Source organism: Methylobacterium sp. NPDC097929, from assembly GCF_049543375.1.
Classification (GTDB): domain Bacteria; phylum Pseudomonadota; class Alphaproteobacteria; order Rhizobiales; family Beijerinckiaceae; genus Methylobacterium.
The window spans coordinates 383,348-406,590 of record NZ_JBMVEP010000002.1 but is presented as its reverse complement, the minus strand read 5'-3'; the positions used below and the strand labels follow the sequence as shown (position 1 = coordinate 406,590).

Annotated in this window: 21 protein-coding genes; 10 read left to right on the top strand and 11 right to left on the bottom strand. The window is 72.5% G+C overall.

Features of this window, described 5'->3' with window-relative positions:
• Positions 1 to 423: 423 nt before the first annotated feature.
• Together ACPCJR_RS09955 and ACPCJR_RS09950 are read right to left on the bottom strand one after the other, a co-directional pair.
• The gene (locus ACPCJR_RS09955) at positions 424 to 774 is read right to left on the bottom strand and encodes a hypothetical protein (protein WP_391512007.1); all 351 of its coding nucleotides are present in this window, start codon (positions 772 to 774) and stop codon (positions 424 to 426) included.
• A gap of 23 nt (positions 775 to 797) precedes the next feature.
• Complete coding sequence (locus ACPCJR_RS09950; RefSeq protein WP_391512006.1) at positions 798 to 980, bottom strand: hypothetical protein; 183 nt, start codon at positions 978 to 980, stop codon at positions 798 to 800.
• Between the two features lie 284 nt (positions 981 to 1,264).
• On the opposite strand from ACPCJR_RS09950, the gene ACPCJR_RS09945 reads away from it, so the two are divergent.
• On the top strand, positions 1,265 to 1,519 hold the full coding sequence (locus ACPCJR_RS09945; RefSeq protein ID WP_110351111.1) for a hypothetical protein: 255 nt from the start codon (positions 1,265 to 1,267) through the stop codon (positions 1,517 to 1,519).
• Between the two features lie 32 nt (positions 1,520 to 1,551).
• Here the strand turns inward: ACPCJR_RS09945 and ACPCJR_RS09940 are convergent, their stop codons facing one another.
• Positions 1,552 to 4,509 carry a phosphoenolpyruvate carboxylase gene (locus ACPCJR_RS09940; protein ID WP_391512005.1) on the bottom strand — a complete coding sequence of 986 codons (2,958 nt, stop codon included), beginning with the start codon at positions 4,507 to 4,509 and terminating at the stop codon, positions 1,552 to 1,554.
• A 150-nt stretch (positions 4,510 to 4,659) separates the two neighbouring features.
• Between ACPCJR_RS09940 and ACPCJR_RS09935 the strand changes: the two genes are divergently transcribed.
• The 7 genes from ACPCJR_RS09935 to ACPCJR_RS09905 all read left to right on the top strand — a co-directional run bounded on the left by ACPCJR_RS09935 (position 4,660) and on the right by ACPCJR_RS09905 (position 11,166).
• Entirely contained in the window at positions 4,660 to 5,106 is a 447-nt protein-coding gene (locus ACPCJR_RS09935; protein ID WP_391512004.1) for a hypothetical protein, read from the top strand.
• Positions 5,103 to 6,014 carry a hypothetical protein gene (locus tag ACPCJR_RS09930; RefSeq protein WP_391512003.1) on the top strand — a complete coding sequence of 304 codons (912 nt, stop codon included), beginning with the start codon at positions 5,103 to 5,105 and terminating at the stop codon, positions 6,012 to 6,014. Before ACPCJR_RS09935 ends, ACPCJR_RS09930 begins: the two co-directional genes overlap by 4 nt.
• Before the next feature lie 23 nt (positions 6,015 to 6,037).
• Positions 6,038 to 7,699, top strand: a complete 1,662-nt coding sequence (locus tag ACPCJR_RS09925; RefSeq protein ID WP_391512002.1) for a DUF4166 domain-containing protein — start codon at positions 6,038 to 6,040, stop codon at positions 7,697 to 7,699.
• Complete coding sequence (locus ACPCJR_RS09920; protein WP_391512001.1) at positions 7,696 to 8,136, top strand: cupin domain-containing protein; 441 nt, start codon at positions 7,696 to 7,698, stop codon at positions 8,134 to 8,136. Before ACPCJR_RS09925 ends, ACPCJR_RS09920 begins: the two co-directional genes overlap by 4 nt.
• A 116-nt stretch (positions 8,137 to 8,252) precedes the next feature.
• Positions 8,253 to 9,467 carry a Gfo/Idh/MocA family protein gene (locus ACPCJR_RS09915; protein ID WP_391512000.1) on the top strand — a complete coding sequence of 405 codons (1,215 nt, stop codon included), beginning with the start codon at positions 8,253 to 8,255 and terminating at the stop codon, positions 9,465 to 9,467.
• 55 nt (positions 9,468 to 9,522) lie between these two features.
• A complete protein-coding gene (locus ACPCJR_RS09910) occupies positions 9,523 to 9,960 on the top strand; it encodes a DMT family transporter (RefSeq protein ID WP_391511999.1) in 438 nt (145 codons plus the stop codon).
• Between the two features lie 318 nt (positions 9,961 to 10,278).
• Entirely contained in the window at positions 10,279 to 11,166 is an 888-nt protein-coding gene (locus ACPCJR_RS09905; protein WP_391511998.1) for a LysR substrate-binding domain-containing protein, read from the top strand.
• A gap of 289 nt (positions 11,167 to 11,455) precedes the next feature.
• Here the strand turns inward: ACPCJR_RS09905 and ACPCJR_RS09900 are convergent, their stop codons facing one another.
• Positions 11,456 to 12,478, bottom strand: a complete 1,023-nt coding sequence (locus ACPCJR_RS09900; RefSeq protein WP_391511997.1) for a zinc-binding dehydrogenase — start codon at positions 12,476 to 12,478, stop codon at positions 11,456 to 11,458.
• Between the two features lie 462 nt (positions 12,479 to 12,940).
• Here ACPCJR_RS09900 and ACPCJR_RS09895 point away from each other — a divergent pair, with 462 nt between their 5' ends.
• Complete coding sequence (locus ACPCJR_RS09895) at positions 12,941 to 16,591, top strand: PAS domain-containing protein (protein ID WP_391511996.1); 3,651 nt, start codon at positions 12,941 to 12,943, stop codon at positions 16,589 to 16,591.
• A 90-nt stretch (positions 16,592 to 16,681) separates the two neighbouring features.
• Here ACPCJR_RS09895 and ACPCJR_RS09890 read toward each other — a convergent pair whose 3' ends face one another.
• The 7 genes from ACPCJR_RS09890 to ACPCJR_RS09860 all read right to left on the bottom strand — a co-directional run bounded on the left by ACPCJR_RS09890 (position 16,682) and on the right by ACPCJR_RS09860 (position 21,858).
• A complete protein-coding gene (locus ACPCJR_RS09890) occupies positions 16,682 to 16,969 on the bottom strand; it encodes an SH3 domain-containing protein (RefSeq protein WP_391511995.1) in 288 nt (95 codons plus the stop codon).
• An 8-nt stretch (positions 16,970 to 16,977) separates the two neighbouring features.
• The gene (locus ACPCJR_RS09885) at positions 16,978 to 17,751 is read right to left on the bottom strand and encodes an SDR family NAD(P)-dependent oxidoreductase (RefSeq protein ID WP_391511994.1); all 774 of its coding nucleotides are present in this window, start codon (positions 17,749 to 17,751) and stop codon (positions 16,978 to 16,980) included.
• Entirely contained in the window at positions 17,748 to 19,034 is a 1,287-nt protein-coding gene (locus ACPCJR_RS09880; RefSeq protein ID WP_391511993.1) for a beta-ketoacyl-ACP synthase, read from the bottom strand. Before ACPCJR_RS09880 ends, ACPCJR_RS09885 begins: the two co-directional genes overlap by 4 nt.
• 191 nt (positions 19,035 to 19,225) lie before the next feature.
• Positions 19,226 to 20,362 carry a beta-ketoacyl-ACP synthase gene (locus ACPCJR_RS09875; protein ID WP_391511992.1) on the bottom strand — a complete coding sequence of 379 codons (1,137 nt, stop codon included), beginning with the start codon at positions 20,360 to 20,362 and terminating at the stop codon, positions 19,226 to 19,228.
• Positions 20,359 to 20,823, bottom strand: coding sequence for a 3-hydroxyacyl-ACP dehydratase FabZ family protein (locus tag ACPCJR_RS09870; RefSeq protein WP_391511991.1), 465 nt, complete (start codon positions 20,821 to 20,823; stop codon positions 20,359 to 20,361). Before ACPCJR_RS09870 ends, ACPCJR_RS09875 begins: the two co-directional genes overlap by 4 nt.
• Before the next feature lie 39 nt (positions 20,824 to 20,862).
• Positions 20,863 to 21,159 carry an acyl carrier protein gene (locus tag ACPCJR_RS09865; protein WP_110351127.1) on the bottom strand — a complete coding sequence of 99 codons (297 nt, stop codon included), beginning with the start codon at positions 21,157 to 21,159 and terminating at the stop codon, positions 20,863 to 20,865.
• Between the two features lie 210 nt (positions 21,160 to 21,369).
• Positions 21,370 to 21,858: a hypothetical protein gene (locus ACPCJR_RS09860; protein ID WP_391511990.1), complete on the bottom strand. Its 489-nt coding sequence runs from the start codon at positions 21,856 to 21,858 to the stop codon at positions 21,370 to 21,372.
• 236 nt (positions 21,859 to 22,094) lie between these two features.
• Between ACPCJR_RS09860 and ACPCJR_RS09855 the strand changes: the two genes are divergently transcribed.
• A complete protein-coding gene (locus ACPCJR_RS09855; RefSeq protein WP_391511989.1) occupies positions 22,095 to 23,201 on the top strand; it encodes a GGDEF domain-containing protein in 1,107 nt (368 codons plus the stop codon).
• The last annotated feature ends 42 nt before the right edge of the window (positions 23,202 to 23,243 follow it).

Genomic DNA, 23,243 nt, shown 5'->3' with positions numbered 1-23,243 from the left:
CCCTCCGCAGGCCGGCCGTCGATTCCAAACCCCATCATGCCTGTTCGGGACCGGTCCGAAGGCCCGTCGAGCGGGTGGTTCGGGCCCGAGGGGCCGGTACGGACGCGAGGCGCCTGTCCGGCTCTTCGTTGATTGTGCTCGCACGGCGTCGCGGGGGACGGCGGTTCACCGGTCCGGCGCGGCGGTACGGAGGAACGCGAAAACGCTCGCGCCCAGGATCGAAGCCGCGGGCAGGCGCCACGACGCGAGACCGGTCAGGCCCCGTTTGCATTCGATATTTTGGAATTAATCAGAACTGGGATGCTGTGGCAATCAACCATGATAGCCCGCGGACCGGCATCCGCCCCCTCCGCGCCGGGTCCGGGGCGGCACGGGCAACGGTCTGTGCGGGCGCGCACATCGCCTGCGCGCGGGGCGACGGCCTTAGGGCCGATGCCGCTTCGGCTCGGCCTTTGCCGCTTCGGGCAGGGCCGCGTACCAGTCCGCGTAGGGCGTGTTGTGGATCATCCGGCGGTTTTGGTCGGGGGCGCCGTCCGTCCACCAGACCGGGCCGCGCTCGCCCAGGCCGTGCTTGGCCAGATCCACCGCCCCGCGGGCGCGCCGCAGCGCCTCTTCCTCGCCGGAGCGCTTGGCCGCCCGCACGGCGCGGCGGGCATCCATCAGGTCGCGGACCAGCCGGTCGCGCTGCACCGGTTCGAGGTCGGGCCGGTGGCGGCGCCAGAGCCGGCCGTGGACCACGATGTAGCGCCCGTCCGGCGTTTCCAGCACGCGCATCGGCGCCCCCTTCGGCCCGGTGGTCAGGCGAAATCGCCGATTTCGTCGGCCACGGCGTCGGGCGCCGTCACCGAGGCGTGGCCGTCCTGCCAGAGGCGATGCGCGTCCGAGCCCGTCGGATGGGGATTGTGCTCGGGCCCCTCGCTGCGCTCGGCCGCCCGCCGGCCGTCGAGATAGGCCGGCTCGTTCACCGCGTCCTGGTCCATGGGGCCGCCCTCCCGTTCATCTGCCGCGAATCGACCGCTGCGTGCAGCTCCGGCGAGAGGGGTAGCACGATATCCGAGACAGGCGGATTCACACTGTCGGCACGCCGCCGGCTTCGTTCGGGCGGCGTTCACCTCTCCGGCCCTCAGGCTGGCGCAAGCGGCGCCTGCCGCCGCTCGCACTTCGCGGCGCGACGGGCGTTTCGTGAGTGTCGAACACGGCCGGCGCCGCCGCGGAAGCGGGCGGTCCGGTCGCGCACCCATCCGCACGGCCCCGAGGACGCCCGATGAGTCGCCTGGACGAATTGAAGAACGACCCCGCCTTCCGCCAAGCCGCCCTCGCGGTGCGCGGCGCGGCCAGTACCCTGAGCGGGCGGGCGATGACGCACGAGGAGGCGGAGCTGCTGGTGAGTTTCGCGCTCGCGACCTACGCCAATGCCGGCGGCCTGTCCGAGCCGAGCCTGAGCCGGCTCGCCCGCTTTGCCGGCAAGGTCGAGCCGGATGCGAGCTTCGAGAGCCACGAGAGCATGATGAAGCATTGAGTCGGTGGCGGGCGGCGCTGCCGCCCGCCCCGTCAGCCGAAGGCGCCGACCTCGTGCTGGATGATCCCCGAGATCTCCCGCACCCGCTCGAACATCCGCCGGATCGGCCCGAACAGGGTGTTGTGCTCGGTCTCGTAGGTGCCGACGTCGCGCGGGCCCGGCGGCTCGCCGAAATTGAGGCCGAGCGTCGGGTCGGGCGTGACCGGGAAGACCTCGTCGAGCAGCTGCAGGCAGCCGTCGATGTCGAGGCGCAGGAAGCGCTCCAGCAGCGCCTCCCGGGTCAGGCCCGCCTGGGGCCGGAAGCCGGGAATGTGGGCGGCCAGGAACCAGATCCGGTGGATCAGCGCGAGGCGGATCGCGTGGAGCAGGGTCAGCCGGGTCGACATGCTGGCCAGATCCGGCGCCGCGGTCTGGAGCGAGAGCCCGTCCCGGGTGAGCCGCCCGAACAGCCGGCGCAGGTCGGGGGCGAGGTTCAGCCGCTCCAGGGCGGCGGCGATGGTGAGGAGTTCGTCGCGCCGCGCGTCGCGGCGGGTGCGGCGGGCGCGCTCCAGCCACACCGCCGGGTCGAGCGTGTCGATATAGGCGCGCATCACGTCGAGGTCGCCGACGCTGGCCGCGTGCTGCACGAGGCGGAAGGCGCGTGAGAACCGCACCGAGTTCGCCCGCATGTGGCGGAACAGCTCCGGCGCCCGGTGGGCGGCGCGGCCGACGCCGTGCAGCGAGTTGGCGAGATAGCCGAGCTGCTGCAGGATCGCGTTGTTGGGGATCGCCCGCATCTGGCGCGGATGGGTGATCGCCGCGGGGCCTCCCCCGTCCGACTGGCGCGCGACGGGCCGCGAGCCGGTACGGTCGATCAGGCTCGGGCCGAAGGTGCCGAGCAGCGCCGCGTAGCCGCGGTCATCCACCAGGGATTCCATGTCCTGGCGCACGACGCGGAAGAACTCGGCGGCGAAATCGGCCTCCTCGTAGATCGGGTCGGCGCCGGGCGCCGCGGCCTTGCCGTCGTTGAGGGCGTAATCGGCGAAGGCGTCGTCCTCGGTGAGCGTGTCGGCGAAGACGTGCTCGGCGATGCGCGCCACGGAGGCGCCCGCCAGTTCGGGCGAGCCGAACATCAGGTAGCCGTCCGAACCCTGGAAGCTCGATTCCAGCCGCTCGCGGATGCCCGCGCTGCCGTTGCGCTGGCGGGAATCCTCCGGCGCGAGATAGGCGAGGCGGTCGCGTAGGCTGGTCGGGTGGGCGCCCCGGCCGATCGACTCGCCGTGGGTGTCGAAGATCACGAGTTCGATGTCGGACAGCCCGTTCTGCGTCATCAGCTCGGTGATGCGCAGGCGCAGGCGCTCGATCCAGAAGGTGGCCGCGAGCTGGCCGACGTAGCGCCCGGAATCCGAGTAGCCGAACTGGACCGAGAGCCGGCCGAGGCGCTTGAGGTGGTTGCGCCAGTGCGGGTTGCGCAGGGCGTCGTCGAGGACGCGGATGCCCTGTTCGAGCGCGCTCGCGGTCTCGAACAGCGGCGTGATCTCCAGCTTGTCCGAGATGCCGTAATGGCGCGCGAGCCAGAGCGCGGCGAGCAGGGTGTAGCCGGTCTCGGTCTCGGCGATGAGGAAGCGCACCGGGTGCGTGCCGTCGACGTGCTTGAGGATCTGGGTGATCGTCATCATCAGCCGGGCGGCCGAGGCCCGCTCGGCGGCCAGCGCCCCGAAATCGACGGGGACGGGGCGCACGTCGTTGAGCAGGGTGTGGACCGCCGAGAGATGCGAGCGGCGCTGCGCCGCGTCCGTCGGCTCGCCCTCCAGATCGATCACGCGGCGCACCGCGTTGTGGATCTGGCTCGCGTTGAGCCGGAAATGCGGCAGGGCGTTCGAGAGGCCGTGGGCGGCGACCCCGGAGCGCAGCACCGCGATGGCGCGGCGCTCCTCGTCGGTCTCGGCGGCGCCGATCGCGGCGGCGAGCCCGGCCAGGATCGGCCCGGCATCGGTCTGCGCCCGGTCGCGCTCGATGATGAGGGCGAGGGCGAAGCGGTGGACCGCTTCCAGCGAGGGCTTGGTGCCGAGCAGCGGCGCGCCCGCGAGCTGACGCTCGACGGCGGCGAGCGCCCCCGCGGTCAGCTCCCGCACGACGCGGGTCGCGGGGATGTCGGGCAGGTCGCGCAGGAGCCGGTCGAACTGCATGCGCTTCGAGATCAGCCGGTAGCGCATCGTGTCCCACCAGCCGATATCGGTTCGGCCGTCGGTGTCGCACCCGACCCAGCTCGCGATGGCGAGCGGCTTGGGGACCAGTTCGGTCCAGCGATCCGGCCAGCGGGCGCGGGCGGCGTCGAGGATCGCGGCGTTGAGCCCGTCGATGGCGGCGCGGCCGTGATTGGCGGCGGTGCAGGCCTGCTCGAACTCGTCGTCGAGGCTGATCTGCGGGTCGGGCCGGGTCGAGCGGGCGGCGGCCTCGCCGATGAGCGGCGCGCGCCTCTCCGGATCGGCGACCGAGGCGGCGCGCGCGATCAACCCGGCCACGGCCCGCGGCATGCCGAAGGTCGGGTGGGCGGTGAACACCGCCGCGAAGGCGGTGCGGCCGACGCGCTCGCGGAACGTCTCGAAGTCGCCCGATCCCCGCGCCGTGGCAGCGACGAGCCGGCCGGCGAGGTCGGCGACCGTCGAGCCCTCGCCCGTGGCGTCCCCGTCGAGGCCGACATAGGCGCGCAGCCGCTCGGCGCGGTCCGCGAGCGCCCGCCGCCGCAGGCCGGCGAGCAGGGCATCGAGGTCCGATTCGCCGATCTCGTCCCGGTCGAGCCGGCGGGTGATGGCCAGCGTCACGGCGAGGACGGGATTGCGGAAGGGATCCTCGCTCGCCTGCTCGCGGGTCTTGGCCACGAGGTCGAGGAGTTCGGCCTCCAGATCGCCGGGGGGCTGCGCGGCGTGTCCGGCCTGGGCCAGCGTCGTCCGGCGGGGCGGGGCGGCGGGCTCCTGCGCCGGGGGGGCGGATCGATCTTCGAGGGGCATCGAACGTTCCTGAGCGTGAGCGGCCGGTGACCGTCGGACGACGACGCGGTTCTCACCCTTCGGCCCGCAACGCAAGGACCGTTCCTCACGTCGGACCCGCCCTGCACACAGGTGCAACGGCGCGCGAACCGGTCTAGGGTCGGCTCGATCATGGAAACCCTGGTGATCCTGGCCGCCGCGGCGGCGACCCTGCTCGCCTGCCTCTTCGTGGCGACGCTCTCCAAGGGTCCGGGACGGCCGCCCCTCCGCCTCCCCCGGGAGGAGGAGTGGGACGACGATGCCGAGGCGGTCTCGAAGATGCTGACGCCGCCCCAGGCCAGTCCGATCGACCGGACGGCGCAGGTGCTCGATGCCCGCACCTCCGCTTTCGAGGCCGATGCCCGGGATGCCGGCCGCCGCGGCGATCCCCGGATCATCGACGGCCACGTGATCGAGGGCGGTCGCGCCGCCGCCGAACCCCGAACCTTCGATCCCGAAGAACTCGATAGCCGGATGCTCGATCAACTCCTCGACCAGCAGAACCGCGAATTGAAGCGCCTGGAGGAGCGGGACGGACCACCGCCCTCCCCCGACGCCCGGGACCGGACCGCACGATGACGCGGGCCGGCCTGATCGCGGCCGCTGCGGCGGCCTGGATGGCGCTCGCCCCTGCCGCTCGCGCGCAGGAGGAGGCTCCCGCAGCCGCGCCCGAGGAGGCGGCGCAGGAAGCGCCCAAGCGCAAGCCGCGGCCCAAGCCGAAACCGAAGCCAAAGGAGAAGCCGGCCGAGAAACCGGCGGAGCCGGGTGCGCCGGAGGCCAACCCCTCGGCCGCCGGCCCGGCCCGAACCCCGGCTCCGGCGTCGCGGACGGCGCCGGAAGCGCCGACGCCTCCCGCCCATCCGATCCCCGCCGCGGGGCCGGCGCTGAACTTCGCCACGCCGCCGGTCGTCTGCGAGCCGGGCCAGGCCGTGCACTACCAGGGTGCCAAGAATGCGGAGCTGTGGGTGACGCGCAGCGGCACGATCACCATCGACAACCCGCTGCGCCCGCTCACCCCCGACGTGACCCGCGTGCTGCAGGTCGTGGTCGGCGGCAAGGTGGCCACCGCCTACGGGCCGGACGTGCTGTCGCTGCGCCGCGGCGGTTCCCCGGCCACTCTGGAGGGCACCATCGGCGGCAGGATCCAGTGGGACGCCGCCCTGCTGGCACTGCCCGACAGCCTGCCGATCAACACCGAGACCGGCCAGCCCCTGGCCGAGCTACGCTTCCACGAATGCGGCACCGCGCCGTCGGCCAAGCTCCTGCCGCCGCCCAAGGCCCGCCGCATGGCCCCCACGCCGGAGGTCGTCGCGGCGGAGGCGGAGAAGGCGGAGAAAGCCGCCAAGGCCGCGGCGAAGGCCGCCGTGAAGTCCGACCGCGCCAAGCCTGCGGCCCGGAATCCGGCCGGGGAGCCCGCACCTCCGGCCGCCGGCCTGCCCCCGCCGCGCGCACCCGGCCTGCAATTGCCGCAGGGGGCGATCCCCTGAGCGAGCCGCCCGCAATCCTCGTGGTGGGCGGGGCCGGCGCCTTCGGGACGCGGCTCGTCGCCGGGCTCGCCGCCGGTACCGACCTGACTGTCCTCGTCGCCGGCCGCGATCTCGCGCGGGCCGAGGCCGTGGCCCGCACCGTGCCGAACGGACGCGGCCGGGCCCTGCGCCTCGACGCCACGCGGGTGGACGCGGCGCAGCTGCGGGCGCTCGGCGTGCGGATCGTGGTGGACGCGGCCGGTCCGTTCCAGGGCAGCACCCCGGTGCTCGCCCGCGCGGCCATCGCGGCCGGCCTCCACTACGTCGATCTCGCCGACGGACGCGACTTCGTGGCGGCCTTCCCCGCCCTCGACGGGGCGGCCGAGGCGGCGGGCGTCGTCGCGCTCACGGGCGCCTCCTCGACGCCGGCCCTATCGAACGCGGCCCTCGACGCGATCACCGAGGGCTGGCGCTCGCTCGAGACGGTCCGGGTCGCCATCGTGCCGGGCAACCGCGCCCCGCGCGGCCTCTCGGTGATGCGCGCGATCCTCTCCTATGCCGGGCGCCCCGTGCGGGTGCTGCGGGCCGGCGCGTGGCGGAGCGAGCCGGGCTGGGGGCTCTTGCGCCGGATCGCCGTGCCGGGCCTCGGCCGGCGCTTCGCCAGCCTGTGCGAGACGCCCGACCTCGACATCCTGCCCGCGCGCTTGCCCGGCTTGCGCACCGCCCTGTTCCGGGCCGGGCTCGAACTGCCGGCGCTGCATCTGGGCCTGAGCCTCGCGAGCCTGCCAGTGCGCTGGCGGCTGCTGCTCTCGCTCGTGCCGTTCGCCAAGCCCCTTCTGGTCATGGCCGGGTGGTTCGACCGCTTCGGCAGCGACCGCGGCGGGATGAGCGTCGAGGCCCTGGGCCGCGACGCCTCCGGGCGGCCGGTCCGCGCCCTGTGGAGCCTGGTCGCGGAGGCCGGCGACGGGCCGTCCGTCCCGACCCTGCCGGCGCTCGCCGCGATTCGCCGGCTCACCGATCCGTCCGCCGCACCGATCGCCCCCGGCGCCCGCCCCTGTGTCGGCGTGCTGCCGCTGGCCGCGATCGAGGCGGAGATGACCCGCCTCGCGATCCGCACCCGCCGCGATCTGGATCATCCCGTGCCGCTGTTCGAGCGGGCGCTCGGCGCCGGCTTCGCGCGGATGCCCGAGCCGGTGCGGGCCCTGCACGCCTCGGTGGGCGACGGCGCCTTCCGCGGCCGGGCCGAGGTTCTGCGCGGGCGCGGAATCCTGGTCGCCCTGGTCGCGCTCCTGTTCCGCTTGCCGCCCGCCATGGCGGATGGGCCGATCCGCGTCACCCTGGAGCCCGACCACGACGCGGCCGCGGAGCGCTGGACGCGCTGCTTCCCCAGCCGATGCTTCTCCAGCCGCATGGGGCTCGCGGGACCCGAGGGCAGCGGGCGGTTGCGCGAGCGCTTCGGCCCGTTCTCGATGGATCTCGCGGTGGAGGCCCACGCGGCGGGGCTCGACATGGCGGTGACGGGCTGGCGGCTCGGGACCTTGCCCCTGCCGCGGCTTCTGCGGCCGACGACGCGGGCGAGCGAGCGGATCGATGCGCAGGGCCGCTTCCGCTTCGACGTGGCCCTGTTCCTGCCGCTCATCGGCCTGCTCGTGCATTACCGGGGCTGGCTGGTGCCCGACGACGAGAGACGCGGAGACGGACCATGACGAACGGGCTGACGGCCGCGCAGGTGATCGACGCCCTCGGGCTGGCGCCCCACCCGGAGGGCGGGCACTTCCGCGAGACCTTCCGCGATCCCCGCACGGTCGAGGGGCGCTCGGTCGGCACCGCGATCTACTACCTGCTGGGCCTGGGCGAGACCTCGGCCTGGCACCGGGTGGACGCGGCCGAGATCTGGCACTGGCATGCCGGCGCGCCGATGGTGCTCACGATGAGCCCCAACGGCCACGACGCCTCGGCCCACCATCTCGGCCCCGACCTCCTGCGCGGCCAGCGACCGCAGATCGTGGTGCCGGCGGGCCATTGGCAGACGGCCACGAGCCTCGGTGCCTGGACGCTGGTCGGCTGCACGGTCTCGCCCGGCTTCGAATTCTCGGGCTTCGAGATGGCGCCGGAGGACTGGCGCCCGACCCCGCGCAGCTGAGGGCGCGCCGTCCCGACGGCATCATGCCGCAGAGGTGCGGGGGCGGGATCTGGCGTTTCGCAAACGGGGCGCGGTCGCCCCGGACCCGCGGGGCGGGACGCTGCCGGAGACATGGATTGCCGGATCACTCGAACGCGCGCCGCCTGTTCCTCGCCGGGGGCGCCCTCGGCCTCGGCGCCGTCCTGACGGCGGGCCGCAGCGCCGCCGATCCTTCCAACGAGATCCCGCCCGGACCGACGGGACGGCCGGAGCCGCAGCTCGAGGAGGAGCCGCCGCTCGCCCCCGCGCAGCGGGTCGGCTGGGCCGTGGTCGGCCTCGGGCATTATGCGCAGGCCTACGTCCTGCCGGCCCTCGCCCGCTCCCGCCGCTCGCGGACGGTCGCCCTCGTCTCGGGCAATCCGGAGAAGGCCCGCGGCGTGGCCGCCCGCCACGGGGTGAGCGAGCGGGCGCTCTACGGCTACGACACGATGGAGCGGCTCGCCGACAACCCGGACGTCGCCGTCGTCTACATCGTCACCCCGAACGCCTCGCACGCGGAATTGACCGTGAAGGCCTTCGAGGCCGGCAAGCACGTGATCTGCGAGAAGCCGATGGCGAACTCGTCGGCCGAGTGCCAGCGGATGATCGACGCCGCCCGGGCCGCCGACCGCCGGCTGATGATCGCCTACCGGGCGCATTGGGAGCCGCACAACCTGCGCGCCAAGCAGATGTTCGATGCGGGCGAACTGGGCGCGGTCTGGTTCGCCTCCTCCGACCACCACCGGCCCCTCGACCCGTCCCGGCCCCGCGACCAGTGGCGGGTGAAGCGGGCCGTGGCCGGCGGCGGCTCGCTCGTCGATATCGGCATCTACGCCCTGAACGGCCTGCAATGGTTCTTCGGCGAGAGCCCGAACGCGGTGGCGGCGACGATGCAGGCCCCGCCCGGCGATCCGCGCTTTGCCGAGGTGGAGAACGTCTTCACCGCCGAACTCGCCTTTCCCTCCGGCCGCCGGGCGACGATCTCCTCGGGCTACACCGCGGACAAGAAGCGCATCGACCTCTGGGGCGACCGGCTCGTGGCCACGCTCGACCCGGCCACCGCCTACCAGGGCAACCGCCTCGTCGTCGCGAACGCAAAGAAGGCCGAGGAGGTGCTGACGCAGGAGACGAGCGCGGCCCAGTTCACGGGGGAACTGGATCACTTCTCGCAGGTCGTGGCGGAGGGCGGCGCGGTGCGCACGCCGGGCGAGATGGGCCTGCGCGACATGCGCCTGATCGAGGCCCTTTACCGGGCCGCGCGTGAGCGCCGCTGGCTCGACCTCGACCCGGACATGACCCTGCGCGGGACCTGAACCGGCCCGCGGACGCTTCTCCTCCGCGGGACAGGAGCCGGAGAGACGCCGACCCATGCCGATCCTCATCGCCGTCGCGATCGCGGGCATTCTCAACACGGTCCAGTCGGGCGCCAACGCCACCCTGAACAAGGCGCTGGGCCAGCCGATCCTGGCCGCGCTCGTCGTGACCGCGGCCAACGTCGCCGTCTACCTCGCCGCCGCGCCCTTCGTCGGGATCGGCTGGCCGGGCGGCCAGCGGCTGGCGGGCGTGCCATGGTGGGCCTGGCTCGGCGGCCTCATGGGCGCGAGCTACGTGCTCGCCACGATCTTCCTCGCCGAGCGGCTGGGCGCGGCCGTCTTCACCGGGATCACGGTGACGGCGGCCATCGTCACCTCGGTCGTGCTCGACCATTTCGGTTGGGTGGGCTTTGCCCAGCACACGGCCGATCCCTGGCGCATCCTCGGCTGCGCGCTGATGATCGGTGGGCTCCTCCTCGTCTGCCTGCGCTGACGGGGCGGCGCCTCCCTGGGAGCCGCCCCGCCGGAGCGCGTCACGCCGAGATCGTCCAGGAGCCGCGCGTCGAGGGTGGCCAGCGCCTCAGCGACGCCCTTGCCGCGCGCCGTACGCGCGGTCGCCTCGCGCCACCCGGCGACGAGGCCGGCCATGGCCCGACGCGCTCTTGCTCCGAGCTGCTCGATCATCGCTGCCTCCTGTGTTGCGCGCAGGATGCGCCGGGTCCCATCGATGAGTCGAGCGAATTGATTTTATGAAAACAGTGAGGGATGCTCACCGATCGCAGCCTGCCGTCGAAACAGAAACCGCGAAGCCGTGAGCGCGCTCAATCCGTCGAACCTCGATCTCGATCTCGTGCGCACCTTCGTCACGATCTGCGAGGCTGGGACTTTCGCCCGCGCCGCCGAGCGGGTCGGGCGCACGCCCTCGGCGGTCAGCCTTCAGGTCAAGCGGCTGGAGGAGCGGCTGGGCCGGGCCCTGTTCCTGCGCCAGCCCCGGGCCGTGGTGCCGACGGCGGACGGCGAGGCGCTGCTCGGCCTCGGCCGGCGCCTGCTCGCGCTGAACGACGAGGTGGTCGCCTTCTTCGATGCGCCGCCGATGGAGGGACGGGTGCGCTTCGGCGCGCCCAACGATTCCGGCCTGTTCGCCCTGCCGGCCATGCTGCGCCGCTTCGCCGCCACCCATCCGCAGGTCGAGGTCGACGTGCGGCTCGACGCGAGCCGCCTTCTCGTGGAGGCCGTGGCGGCAGGCGGCCTCGATCTCGTCCTCTACACGGGCCACCTTCCCTCGCAGCGGGCGGCGCAGGTGGTCCATTCGGAGGATCTGGTCTGGATCGGCCTGCGCGGCGGCCTCGCCGAGGCGCGCCGCCCCCTGCCGCTGGCGCTGTGCCAGAGCGGCTGCACCTGGCGGGCGGCGGCGCTCGACGCACTCGATCAATCGGGCCTGCCCTACCGGGTCGCCTATACCAGCGAGCATTGTCAGGGACAGATCGCGGCGGTGGAGGCCGACCTCGCGGTCGCGCCGCTCCCCCTGAGCGTTGCACGGCCCCCCTTCCAGCGGATCGTGGCACTGCCGCCGCTCGGCAGCTACGACGTGCTGATGCGCCTGCGCGACGGCGCCGGGCCCGCGGCCCGGGCGCTCGCGGGCCACGTGGCCGCGAGCTTCCGCGACGTGCCCGGCCTGGCCAGCCGGCTCTTCGCCTGACGCATCGCGTCTCCAGTTGATCGCCTCGGCCTTCACCCCGCTCCGTCATCGCGAGGCGGAGCCGAAGCGAGCCAGAGCGCGACCTGTCCGGAAGGTCCGGGGCCCTGGATTGCTTTCGCTGAGCCTCGCAGGGACGCGGGAAGAGACCGAAGCGATCGACCCGGAAATCGTATCGGAGCCATCGACGATGATCGTGACGCATCGTCGATGGCCCCCGCGACGGCGGGGCGGCGGCCATCCGCCGGCCGCGCGGAACCCGAGCATCGCTCCCGTTCCGCGCTGCTTGGCATCAGAGCGTGACGAGGATCTTCCCGAACACCTTTCGCGATTCCAGGCGCTCCAGGCCCTGCGCGAAATCGGCGAGCGGCAGCACCGTATCGACGACGGGCGTGAGGCCGGCGGCCATCTTGTCGAGGCTCTCGCGCATGTTGGCGACCCGGCAGCCGAACGAGCCGGTGATGCGGTACTGCTGCTGGAAGAGCTGCATCAGGTTCATCTGCACGGAGACGCCCGAGGTCGAGCCGCAGGTCACGAGCCGTCCGCCGCGCTTCAGGCAGAGCAGCGAGCCGTTCCAGGTCTCGGGCCCTACATGCTCGAACACCACGTCCACGCCCTTGCGCTTGGTCAGCCGCCGCACCTCGCCCTCGAAGCGCTCCTCCCGGTAGTTGACGACGTAGTCGGCGCCGAGCGCGCGGGCTTTCTCGCCCTTCGTGTCGTCGCCCACCGTCGTGTAGACGGTGCAGCCGATCGCCTTGGCCATCTTGATCGCCGCCGTGCCGATGCCGGAGCCGCCGGCATGGACGAGGATCGACTCACCCGGCTCTAGCCGCGCGTTGTCGAACAGCATGTGCTGGACCGTACCGAACGCGATTCCGGCGCAGGCCGCCTGGACAGGGTCGACCCCCGCGGGCACCTTCACCACGAGCCGGGCCGGCATGTTGACCCGCTCGCGGGCGAAGCCGTCGATATGGAAGCCCATGACCCCCGACACGTCCTCGCAGAGGTTGTCGCGGCCCTCCCGGCAGGCGCGGCACTGCCCGCAGGTCAGCGCGCCGTAGGGCACCACGGGATCACCCACGGACAGGCCCTCGACGCCCTCCCCCACGGCCGCGATCTCGCCCGCGGCCTCGGCGCCCACGGTGAGCGGCAGTCGGCGCTTGGCGAAGGCCATGCCGCGAAAACCCCACACGTCGATGAAGTTCAGCCCGACCGCGCGCACGCGGATCTGCACCTCGCCCGGCCCCGGCGCGGGCGGCGGCTCGACCTCGGTGAGGCGCAGGTCGCGGTCGCCGAAGAGCTGGAGGGCTTGCATCAGGATCGGTCTCGTCTGGGTCGAAGGTCTGGCGCCGCATCTCGCGCCTTCGCGGCGATCGGGACGGCTTATCGGGCGAAACCGGCTTCGGCTCAATCCACCCCCTGGAGCGTCCGTCGCTGCGACGCTGCGCGTGCGCGAGGGAAGGGGCGACATCACGCGGTTTGGGATGTTGTGGTGAAGTGTTCGCGTAAGCGTAGCGTCAAACAGCGGACGGACGGCCCGAATCCGTTGACATTGGCCCGGTGAAGGAGGCCTCGTTTCCGTCCCCTAAACGTTGGTCATTTCAAACTTCGGTTCTCAGAATTGTCCGATGACGGCTTGCCGCACGTTCGGTCGACGATGACTTCCTCCTCCGGGCGGCAGCCGTCGATGACACGGGACGCTCCTCTCGAAGCGTTTTCCCCGCAACCCGATCCGCCGCGGCGTGGCAGGGCGGCGGAATGGCCTCCCGGCGAGGGGATGGCGCGGCGCATCCGCGCCTTCGACTGGGCGCAGACGCCGCTCGGGCCGATCGAGACTTGGCCGCAGAGCCTGAGAACCGTCGTCGAGATGATGCTCGGCGCGCCCCACCTCGGCCTGATCGCCTGGGGGCCGGATCTCAACCTGCTCTACAACGACGATTATCACGAAATCCTGCGCGCCCTCGACCCGCCGCCGCTGGGGCGGCCGTTCGTCGCCTGCTGGCCGGCGCCGGAAGGCCGGCAGATCGCCGATCTGCTCCTGCGGGGCGAGGCGCGCCACACGACCGACCGCTACTGGGACATCGTCTCCCGCCCGGAGAGGCCGTTCGGTTGGTACACCGCGAGCTGGACGCCGCTGCGGGACGAGGCCGGCACCGTGGTCGGCTTCTACATGGGGGCCTTCGAGACCACCGATCGGGTGCTGGCCGAGCGGGCCCTGCGCGAGAGCGAGGAGCATCTGCGCCATACGGTGGAGTTCAATCCCCAGATCCCGTGGACGGCCGCGCCGGACGGGACCATCGATTCCTCGTCCCCGCGATTCCGCGAATGGACCGGCGTCAGCGGCCTGGGGCGGACCTCGATGGAGGTGATGCATCCGGACGATGCGGAATCGTTGCGCGATGCCTGGATGGACAGCGTCCGCACCGGCCGGCCGGCCGACATCCTGCACCGCGTGCGCATGCAGGCGACGGGCGGCTACCGCTGGCTGCGCTCGCGGGCCTATCCGCGCCGCGACGCCGCGGGCCGCATCGTCCGATGGTACGGCACCAGCGAGGACATCCACGAGCAAAGGGTCGCCGAGCAGGCCCTGCGCGTCCGCGAGGAGCAGCAGGCCTTTCTCCTCCGGCTCTCCGACACCCTGCGGCCCGTCGCCGACCCCTCCGCCATCCAGAGAGAGGCGTGCCGGTTGCTGGGCGAACACCTGAGCGTCGATCACGCCTTCTACATCGAACTCGACGCGCGGGCCGGCGGCGCCGTCATCGATCAGGACTACGTCCGCAGCGATCTGCGCTCGCTCGTCAGGACCTACACGGCATCGGAAATCGAGTGGGCGATCCCGATCTACCGGCGCGGCCGGCCGATCGTGATCGAGAACGTGTCGAGCCTCGCCGCGGTGCCGGACGAGATTCGCGCCGGAATGGAGGCCCGAGGGCTGATCGCGGTCATCGGGATACCGCTCGTCAAGCACGGTGAACTGGTGGGCGCGCTCAACCTCACGAGCGGGACGCCGCGCGCCTGGAGCGAGGCCGAGATCGCGCTCGTGAGCGAGACCGGCGAGCGGATCTGGGCGGCGATCGAGCGGGCCCGCGCGGAGCGCTCGGCGCGCGAGGCCGACACCCGGCTGCGCACGATGGCGGATGCGGCGCCGGTCCTGATGTGGGACTTCGATTCGAGCGGCATCGTCTTTGCCAACGACCATTACCTCCACTTCGCCGGGGCGACGCTCGACACCATCGCGGGACGCGGTTGGGAAAAGCTGCTGCATCCCGACGATGCCGAGGCCCACAACGCCGCCTTCGACGAGGCATTCCGGGCCCGACGCCCCTTCACCTACGAAGTCCGCGCACGCCGCGCGGACGGCCAGTACCGCTGGCTGAGCACGTCCGGCCGGCCGCTGGGCCAGGACCGCTTCGTCGGCGTCTCGATCGACATCACCGAGCGGCGCCGGGCCGAGGAGCGGCTCAGGCGCAACAACGCGATCCTCCAGGCGATCAACCTCGTCTTCGGCGAGACCCTGGGCGCCTCCTCCGAGGAGGAACTGGCGCGCATCTCCCTGCACGTGGCCGAGAACCTGACGGGCAGCACCATCGGCTTCCTGGGCGAGATCGACGAGGCGACCGGTCGCCTGGGCGGCCTCCACTTCAGCGATCGGAGCCGGGCGGAATACGCCGCGCGCCGTGGGGAGGGCGAGGCCGATCTGCCGCCGGGCAGGGCGGATCTCGGGCTCGCGATCCACGGCATCTACGGACGCGTGCTGCGGGAGGGCCAAGGCCTGATCGTCAACGATCCCGCCGCCGATCCCGACAGCATCGGCACGCCGCCGAGCCACCTGCCGCTGCGCGCCTTCCTCGGCGTACCGCTGAAGCAGGGCGAGCGGGTTCGCGGCATGATGGGCCTCGGCAACCGCGAGGGCGGCTACCGGCCGGAGGATCTGGAGGCAGCCGAGACGCTGGCGCCGGCGATCTGGAACGCGCTGCGCAGCAAACAGTCCGAGCTGCAATTGCGCGACAGCGAGGAGCGCTTCCGGCAATTCGCGGAGGCCTCCTCCGACGTCCTGTGGATTCGCAACGCCGACACCCTCGACATGGAGTTCGTCAGCCGGGCGCTCCGCACCGTCTACGGCATCGACCCGGACAGTCTCGGGCGCGACATCCGCAACTGGGGCGTCCACATGGTGCCGGAGGACCGCGAGCGCGCCTTCCAGAACCTGTATCGGGTGCGCGGCGGCGAATCCGTGGTGAACGAGTTCCGTGTCATGCGCCCGAGCGACAGCGCCTTCCGCTGGATCCGCAGCACCCTGTTCCCCCTGCGCGACGAGCAGGGCCGGGTGCGGCGCATCGGTGGGCTCTCCGCCGACACGACCGAGGCCAAGCTGCAGGCCGAGCACCAGGCGGTGCTGCTGGCCGAGTTGCAGCACCGGGTGCGCAACATCATGGCGATGATGCGCGCGATCGTCGCCCGCACCGGCGACCATGCCAAGACGGTTCCCGAATACGCGGCGCTGCTGGAAGGCCGGGTGCTGACGCTGGCACGGGTCCAGGCCCTGCTCACCCGTGCGGCCGGAGCGGGCGTGCCCGTGGCGGCCATCGTTCACGACGAGGTGGGCGCGCAGGCCCTGCGCGCGGAGCAGTACGCGCTGTCCGGCCCGGAGATCGAGCTGTCGCCCAAGGCGGCCGAGATCCTGACGCTGGCCGTCCACGAACTCGCGACCAACGCCCTCAAATACGGCGCCCTCTCGGCGCCGGAGGGGTGCGTGCGGGTGAACTGGACGACCTTCCCCGAGGGTGGGGAAACCTGGCTCGGCTTCGACTGGGCCGAGGACGGCGCGCCGGAAGCCGACCGGTCCCGGGCCGATCCGGTCCTCCCCGGCCGGCGCGGCTTCGGCCGCGAGTTGATCGAGGGGCGGCTGCCCTACGAGCTGGCCGGTCGCGCCCGCCTCGAAATCGGCCCGGGCGGCGCCCGCTGCCGCCTGGAATTCCCACTGCGTTCCGGCCCCAGCATCCTGGACACGGATGCTCCCCAGCGTGCGACGGTGTACGGAGGATCGCTCGACATGACCGGCAAGGCAGACCTGAGCGGCCACCGCGTCCTCGTGGTGGAGGACGATTACTACCTCGCCACCGACACGGCGCGGGCGCTCCAGGGCGCGGGCGCCCAGGTCGTCGGCCCCTGCCCGAACGAGGAGGCGGCCCGCGCGGCGCTGGCGGATGCGGGACCGACCGCCGCCCTGATCGACATCAACCTGGGCTCCGGGCCGTCCTTCATCCTGGCCCATCTGCTCCGCCAGCGGAACGTGCCCTTCGTCTTCGTCACCGGCTACGACGAGGGCGTGATCCCGCAGGAATTCTCCGACGTGGAGCGCCTGCAGAAGCCGGTCGAGCTGCGGCGCGTGGTCAAGTTCCTGGCGGAGACCCTGCGCGCATCCTGAGCATCGATCCCGGACGATGCTCGATGCCCTTGTCTCTGCTTCATCCCGAAAGCCGGAGGCCGCCTTTCGGGATGGTGCTGCAGCGCCCGGTCAGTCCGGCGTCAGGTAGCGCCGCCGCGCCCAGCCGAGCGTTCGCTCGAACCGCACCCGGCACCATGTCAGCCCGCTCGGCGTGTCGCTGGTGCAGCCGAAGCCGAGCACCCGGCGCCCGACCGGGACCTGCCCCAGGGCCGGCGCCGCGGCATCCGGCGCCTCCCGGATGGTGAGGGTGTCGTCGCGCGCCAGACCTTCGACCCGGTAGCTCTCCGCCGCTCCGGCCCCCGTCGCCAGAAGCAGGGCCAGCGCGGCGGCCGATGTGAGGAGGCGGGTCGCTCGCACGGCGCGGCTCAGCTGCGGTGGATGCCCATCATCGCGGTCAGCCCGCCATCGACCGGCAGCACCGCCCCGGTGACGTAGGCGCCGCCCTCCCCCATCAGGAAGGCGGCCAAAGCCGCGACCTCCTCCGGCGCCGCGAAGCGCCCGAGCGGGATCTGGCGCTCGATGCCGGCGCGGTGGCTGGCGTAGGGAGCCATCATCTCCGTGTCGATGAAGCCCGGCGCGATTACGTTGACGGTCACGCCGCGCTTGGCCGACTCGATCGCGAGCGTGCGGCAATAGGCGATGAGCGCGCCCTTGGTCGCCGCGTAGGCCGCGTTGCCGGCATTGGCCCGGAGCGCGGCCACCGAGCCGATGGCGACGATGCGCCCCGCCCGCGCGCGGATCATGCCGCGCACCAGCGCCTTGGTGATCCGGGTCAGCGACCAGAAATTGACCTGCATCGCCGCCTCGGCCCGGTCCTGGTCGAGCATGGCCGCAAGCGCGTCCGCCGATTGTCCGGCATTGTGGACGTAGCCGTAAAAGCCCTCGCCCTCCGCCGTCTCGCAGAAGGCCTCCACCGCGGCGCGGTCCGACAGGTCGAGGCTGCGGGCCTGGAACCGGCCCTCCCCATACGCCCGCGCCAACTCGGCGGCCAGCGCCTCGGCGCGCTCGGGCGAGGAGCGGTAGGTGAAGGTCACGTCGTAACCCGCCGCGGCGAGCGCCCGCACGGTGGCCGCGCCGAGGCCCGAGGCGCCGCCGACGACGAGGACGGCTTTTCTCTCGCCGCTCAATGCACCGCTCATGCCGGCTCGTCTCCCAGGACGAGGCAGGTGTTCTGCCCGCCGAAGCCGAAGGAATTCGACAGGACCCGCGACACCGGCACGTCCCGCGCGGTGCCCACCACGTCGAGGAGCAGGGCCGGGTCGGGCACCGCGTAGTTGATGGTGGGCGGGATGCGCCCGTGCCGGATGGTGAGGAGCGAGACCACCGCCTCGATGGCGCCGGCCGCGGTCAGGGTGTGGCCGATCATCGACTTGTTGGAGGAGATCGGCAGCCGGCTCACCCGCTCGCCGAACACCGCCGAGCAGCCGAGCGCCTCCATCTTGTCGTTCTCCGGCGTCGAGGTGCCGTGGGCGTTGACGTGGTCGATCGCGTCCGGCGCGAGGCCGGCATCGTAGAGCGCCGCGCGCATCGCCGCGATGACCGGCGCGCCGTCCGGGCTGGAGCGGGTGCGGTGGAAGCCGTCGCCCTTCTCGCCGCAGCCGAGCACGTAGCCGAGGATCGTCGCCCCGCGCGCCCGGGCGGATTCGGCGCTTTCCAGGACCAGCGCGGCGGCGCCCTCGCCCATGACGAAGCCGTCGCGGTTCTTCGAGAACGGCTTCGAGGCGCCCTCGGGCGGGTCGTTCTGCGTCGAGAGCGCGGAGAGCAGCGAGAAGCGGATCAGCGATTCCGGGTTCACCGAGCCGTCCGTGCCGATGCAGAGCGCGGCCTCCATCTCGCCCCGGCGGATCGCCTCGACGCCGAGCTGGATCGCCGTCGCTCCCGAGGAGCAGGCGGTCGAGAGCGAGATCGGCGAGCCCTTCGTGCCGAAGCGGTCGGCGATGCGGTCGGCCACGGTGCCGAAGATGAACAGGTCGTGCCACGCGTCGAAGCGTCGGCTCGCAGCAGCGCGCTGGAGCCCCCCATAGGTCACCTCGTCCGGCTCGCCCGCCGCCTCGGCCAGCGCTTGGCGCTGCGGCCATTCCATCTCGACAGGGGGCACCGCCACGAACAGGCCGCCAGGAAAGCGTGCGCCGATGCCCGACTGCGCGACCGCCTCCTCGGCGGTCACCGTGGCGAAGCGCTCGGACAGGAGCGGCGCCACCAGCGGATCGGTGTCGAGGAAATCCACCGTGCCGGCGATGCGGGTACGCAGGCCCTCTGTGGGGAAGCGGGCGATGCTGCGGATGCCGGAGCGGCCGGCGGTCAGGGCATCCCAGTTCTCGGCCGCGCCGCGGCCCAGCGAGGTCACGATGCCGACGCCCGTCACCGCGACGAGCGGGCGCCCTTGGGCATCGTGGGTGGACGTGGAACGGGGTGCGGACATCGAACGCCTTCAATCATCCCTTCGCCGGTCACGCATCCATCGTCGCCGGACGCCCGGCGGCGTCCGGGCGCCGGAACCAGGCCGCCGAGACTAGACCATCGTGCCGGATATCGTATCCGGCACGATGGTCTAGTCTCTTGTTTCGCATCGTCTTTTTCCGAAAGCCGGCGGCCACCTTTCGGGACGATGCTCTAGGCCGCCACGACCCGGATCACGCCCTCGCCGCGGCGATGGCCGACCGAGGTGACCGCGACTTCGCGGGCCGAGCCCGCAGCGCAGAACGCTGCCGCGAGTGCGGCACCGAAGGGGGCCGCCACTTCCAGGGGATGGCCGATGAGGTCGCCGGTGGCGCGGATGCCCGTCTCGAGCAGGGCCGCGCGGATGCCGGCGACTTCCTCGGCGGCGAGGTCGGACAGGCCCGTGGCGCCGGAGAGCACCACGTCCGGCCGCTCGATCCCGGCCTCGCCGATCAGGCGGGCGAGGCTCGCCGAGACGCTGCCGGGGGCGCGGGCGACCCGGTCGTTGGCCACGGGCATCAGCCGGGCGAGCGCCCGGGCGCCGCGCGCGGCGGCGTGCTCGGCCGATTCCAGCACGAGGAAGGCCGCGGCACTCCCCAGGACGAAGCCGCCGCCGTCGCCGCGCTCGAAGACGGGCCGGTAATCGGGCTTGAGCAGGTAGCCGCCCATCTCGTGCACGACCATCACGTCGGGCCGCTCGGCGCTGTAGGAGCCGCCGACCATCATGGTCTCGACCTGACCGGAGGCGATGCGGGCGTGCCCGATGCGCAGGGCATCGACGCCGCTCGATTCCTCGCCCATGAAGGTGCGGGAGGCCCCCGTCACGCCGTGGACGATGCTGATATTGCCCGCGAGCAGGTTCGAGAGCTGGGCCAGGAACAGGGTCGGCCGCAGGTCGTTGAGGAGCCGCTCGTTGAGGTAGGCGCCCGGATCGTTGGTCCCGCGCAAGCCGGTGAGGATGGCCCCGTCGACGGCGTAGTCGCGCTCCCCGCCGCCCGCGGCCACGATGAGCTGGAGCGCGGACTTGAAGCCCGCATCGTCCTTGACCCCGGCCGAATCGAGCGCGAGCCCGGCGGCGTAGACGCCGAGCCGCTGCCAGGCCTCCATCTGCCGCTGGTCGGACTTCTTCGGGATCTGCGTGTCGAGGGCGAGCGGGGCGACCGGATGCACCGGGTAGGGCGCGAAGCTCTCGGCATCCGTGCGCGGCGGCTCGGCCGCGGCGAAGGCGGCCAGATGCGCCGCGATCCCCTCTCCGGCGCAGGAGACGAGGCCGAGCCCCGTGACGACGACCGTGCGCTCCCTCCGGCTCACGGCTGCGCTCCGTCGGACAGGCCGATCTTGCGGGCGCGCTCGCGGATCAGCGTCTCCATGGAGGCGGGGAACGGCATGGTGCGGAAGCGGAGCTCCGCGTCGCAGAGCGCCTTGCCCTCGTGGCGGATCGCGGCCTTCGTCACCGCGTAGCCCGACCCGTCGTGCTCCAGGCTCGCCGTGATGTCGAGGGCGGCACCGGGACCGACGAAGGAGCGGAAGCGCGCCTTGTCCACGGCCATGAGGAAGGGCATCTGCGCAAAATCGAGATGGGCGAGAACGAGGTAGCCGGAGGCCTGCGCCATGGTCTCGGTGAGCAGCACGCCGGGCACCAGCGGGTGACCGGGAAAATGGCCCTCGAAGACCGGGCTCGCCTCGGGCACGAGCGCCCGCGCCTCGATGCGGCCGGCGGCGCGGTCGAGCCGCACCACGGAATCGATCATCTCGAAATATTCGAGCCGCATCGCGGTGAGCGTCCTCGAGCCTGCTTCAGGAGCCGGCGATCAAGCCTTGGCGGCCTTCTCGGCCACCAGACCGTCGATGCGCGCGCAGAGGTTCTTGAGCACGAAGTACTGCTCGGCCGGGACCTTGCCCTCGTTGACTTCCTGGGTCCAGCGCTCGAGCGGCAGCTTGATCCCGAAGGCCTTGTCGACCGCGAAGGCGATGTCGAGGAAGGCGAGCGAATCGATGCCGAGATCGTCGATGGCGTGGCTCTCGGGGGTGATCTTGTCGCGCGGGATGTCCGCCGTCTCGGCGATGATGTCCGCGACGCGGTCGAAGGTGGCGGTCTCGTTCGACATAAGGGCTGGCCGCTTTCTCGGTTTCGTGTCCGGCGTCGCCGACCCCTCGCGCGGCACGCCCCCATGGCGCCCGAACCGGTCCGCGGCCCCGCATCGCCGCCGGTTCCCGATGGCGCGTCTGAAAAGATCGCGACCCCTTACACGAAGCGATGGAGCGCGGGCAACCTCGGGCGCCGCACCCCGCCCGCGACCGGCCTTCCGCGCGCCGGCTCAGCCCGCCGAGCGGGTGAGATCGAGCGCCGCAGCGCGCGTGTCCCCGCCCTGCCGCGGCCGCTCGCGGCCCGTGCGGCGGCTCTCGCCCGGAACCGCGCGCTTGCGCTCCGGCATGCGCGGCCGCACCAGCTCGCCGAGCGCCACGAAGCGGTCGTTGTGCCGCTGGCCGGCATCCTGGATGCCGAAGCCGAGGGCGAAGGAGCGGGCGAGGCCGTCGTCGGGCGCGATGCCGTAGCGGTCGAGTGCGGCCAGGAAGACCTGCCGGAAGCCCGCGGGAGCGCACCACGCCTTCTCTGCGAGCTGCATCGGCCAGGTCCAGAGACCGTCGCCGCGGCGGCCGGCGATCTCGTCGCGGGGAATGAAGTAGCCGCTGGCGGGATGCTCCAGCCCCTCGTCGAGCAGGCGCCAGTCACGGTCCGGGCTCTGCCGCGGCGCGGACGCGACCGGACGGTCGAGCAGGTCGTCGTCGAAGCCGATCTCGATCACGGGAGCCTCCTGCCTTGCCTCGCCGCAGCAACGCCGTGGAGCGCCGTGGCGAATCGGTTCGGAACGTTCCATGAACAATGCGGCGGGACGCCCAGCCGGTCAAGTCTCTGTTCGTAGTTCGTTCCCGCCGCTCAGGCATGGGCTGGGCCGGGCTCGGGTCGGCGGATCCGGATCTTAACGGTTTCGACGATACGCTGCCGCCGAGCCGATTCGGCGCCGCTTTCGCCTCAAGACCCATGCTCAACCTGCCGGACATCCCGACCCTCGGCTTGTGCAGCGTCCTGGCGAGCCTCGCCTTCCTGGGCGTGTTCGTGTTCCTCTGGGTCGGGCGGCGCGACGAGAGCCACCTCCTGCACTGGGCCGCCAGCTCGCTGATCTACGCGCTGGCGCTTCTCGCTTTCGCCTCCGTCACCGGCCCGTCCCTGGTGATCGGCCTGCTCTACGGCGCGCTTTCGGCAAGTACGCTCGCGGTGTTGACAGGCGTGCGCCGCTTCGACGGCCTGCCCCCGTTCCGCCCCTGGCTCCTGCTGCCGGTCCTGTTCTCCTGCCTCGGCTACGGGCTGCCCGCCCTCGCCTTCGGGGTGGACAGCCCGGCCAGCCGGATCGGAGGCACCGTCGGCAGCATCGTCACGATGCTGGTCGTCGGCCTCAGCCTCACCCTCGGCCGCGCGCCGCAGCCCTCGCGCGGCCGGCGCATCGCCGGGGCGGCGCTCCTCGTCTACGTGCCGAGCTTCCTCGTCGCGATCGCGGCCGAGGCCGTCGGGGGCAGCAGCGTCAACATGGCCGCGCTGGTCCCGCTGCTGGCCGACCAAGTGCTGCTCGCGGTGCTCAATCTCGGCCTCATCGCCATGCCGGGCGAGCGGGCGCAGGCGGCCCTGCGCGACGCGGCCCTGCGCGATCCGCTCACCGGAGCCTGGAACCGCGCCGGCCTGCGCGCCCTCGAGGCGCCGCGGCTGCGGCCGGGCACGGCGGTGATCGTGCTCGATATCGACCACTTCAAGGATCTCAACGATCGGCACGGCCACGCACTCGGCGACCAGGTGCTGAGGGCGCTGGCCGGCTGCATCCGCGGCATCGTGCCGGAGCCGGATGCCTTCCTCGCACGGCTCGGCGGCGACGAATTCGTGATGATCGTGCCGGATCGCAGTCCCGCCGAAGCGTGTTGGCTCGCCGACGAGATCCGCCATGCGACCCAGCGGGTGCCCGACCTCCCGGCCTGGACGATCAGCCTCGGCATCGCCACGGTCGAGCCGGGCGAGGCCGATTTCGCCGCGGCCATCGAGCGCGCCGACCGGTCGCTCTACCGCGCCAAGGCGGAGGGGCGCGACCGGGCCGCGGCCTGAGGCACGGGAACATCGCCCGGCGCGCGCCATTGGCCTGCGCGG

Excerpts from the sequence above, each read along its gene's own strand:
- ACPCJR_RS09935 (WP_391512004.1), top strand. The coding sequence starts at position 4,660 with ATGGAAACCCTGGTGATCCTGGCCGCCGCGGCGGCGACCCTGCTCGCC.
- ACPCJR_RS09950 (WP_391512006.1), bottom strand. The coding sequence starts at position 980 with ATGGACCAGGACGCGGTGAACGAGCCGGCCTATCTCGACGGCCGGCGG.
- ACPCJR_RS09920 (WP_391512001.1), top strand. The coding sequence starts at position 7,696 with ATGACGAACGGGCTGACGGCCGCGCAGGTGATCGACGCCCTCGGGCTG.
- ACPCJR_RS09955 (WP_391512007.1), bottom strand. The coding sequence starts at position 774 with ATGCGCGTGCTGGAAACGCCGGACGGGCGCTACATCGTGGTCCACGGC.
- ACPCJR_RS09930 (WP_391512003.1), top strand. The coding sequence starts at position 5,103 with ATGACGCGGGCCGGCCTGATCGCGGCCGCTGCGGCGGCCTGGATGGCG.
- ACPCJR_RS09865 (WP_110351127.1), bottom strand. The coding sequence starts at position 21,159 with ATGTCGAACGAGACCGCCACCTTCGACCGCGTCGCGGACATCATCGCC.
- ACPCJR_RS09910 (WP_391511999.1), top strand. The coding sequence starts at position 9,523 with ATGCCGATCCTCATCGCCGTCGCGATCGCGGGCATTCTCAACACGGTC.
- ACPCJR_RS09855 (WP_391511989.1), top strand. The coding sequence starts at position 22,095 with ATGCTCAACCTGCCGGACATCCCGACCCTCGGCTTGTGCAGCGTCCTG.
- ACPCJR_RS09945 (WP_110351111.1), top strand. The coding sequence starts at position 1,265 with ATGAGTCGCCTGGACGAATTGAAGAACGACCCCGCCTTCCGCCAAGCC.
- ACPCJR_RS09885 (WP_391511994.1), bottom strand. The coding sequence starts at position 17,751 with ATGAGCGGTGCATTGAGCGGCGAGAGAAAAGCCGTCCTCGTCGTCGGC.
- ACPCJR_RS09870 (WP_391511991.1), bottom strand. The coding sequence starts at position 20,823 with ATGCGGCTCGAATATTTCGAGATGATCGATTCCGTGGTGCGGCTCGAC.
- ACPCJR_RS09900 (WP_391511997.1), bottom strand. The coding sequence starts at position 12,478 with ATGCAAGCCCTCCAGCTCTTCGGCGACCGCGACCTGCGCCTCACCGAG.
- ACPCJR_RS09880 (WP_391511993.1), bottom strand. The coding sequence starts at position 19,034 with ATGTCCGCACCCCGTTCCACGTCCACCCACGATGCCCAAGGGCGCCCG.
- ACPCJR_RS09940 (WP_391512005.1), bottom strand. The coding sequence starts at position 4,509 with ATGCCCCTCGAAGATCGATCCGCCCCCCCGGCGCAGGAGCCCGCCGCC.
- ACPCJR_RS09895 (WP_391511996.1), top strand. The coding sequence starts at position 12,941 with ATGGCGCGGCGCATCCGCGCCTTCGACTGGGCGCAGACGCCGCTCGGG.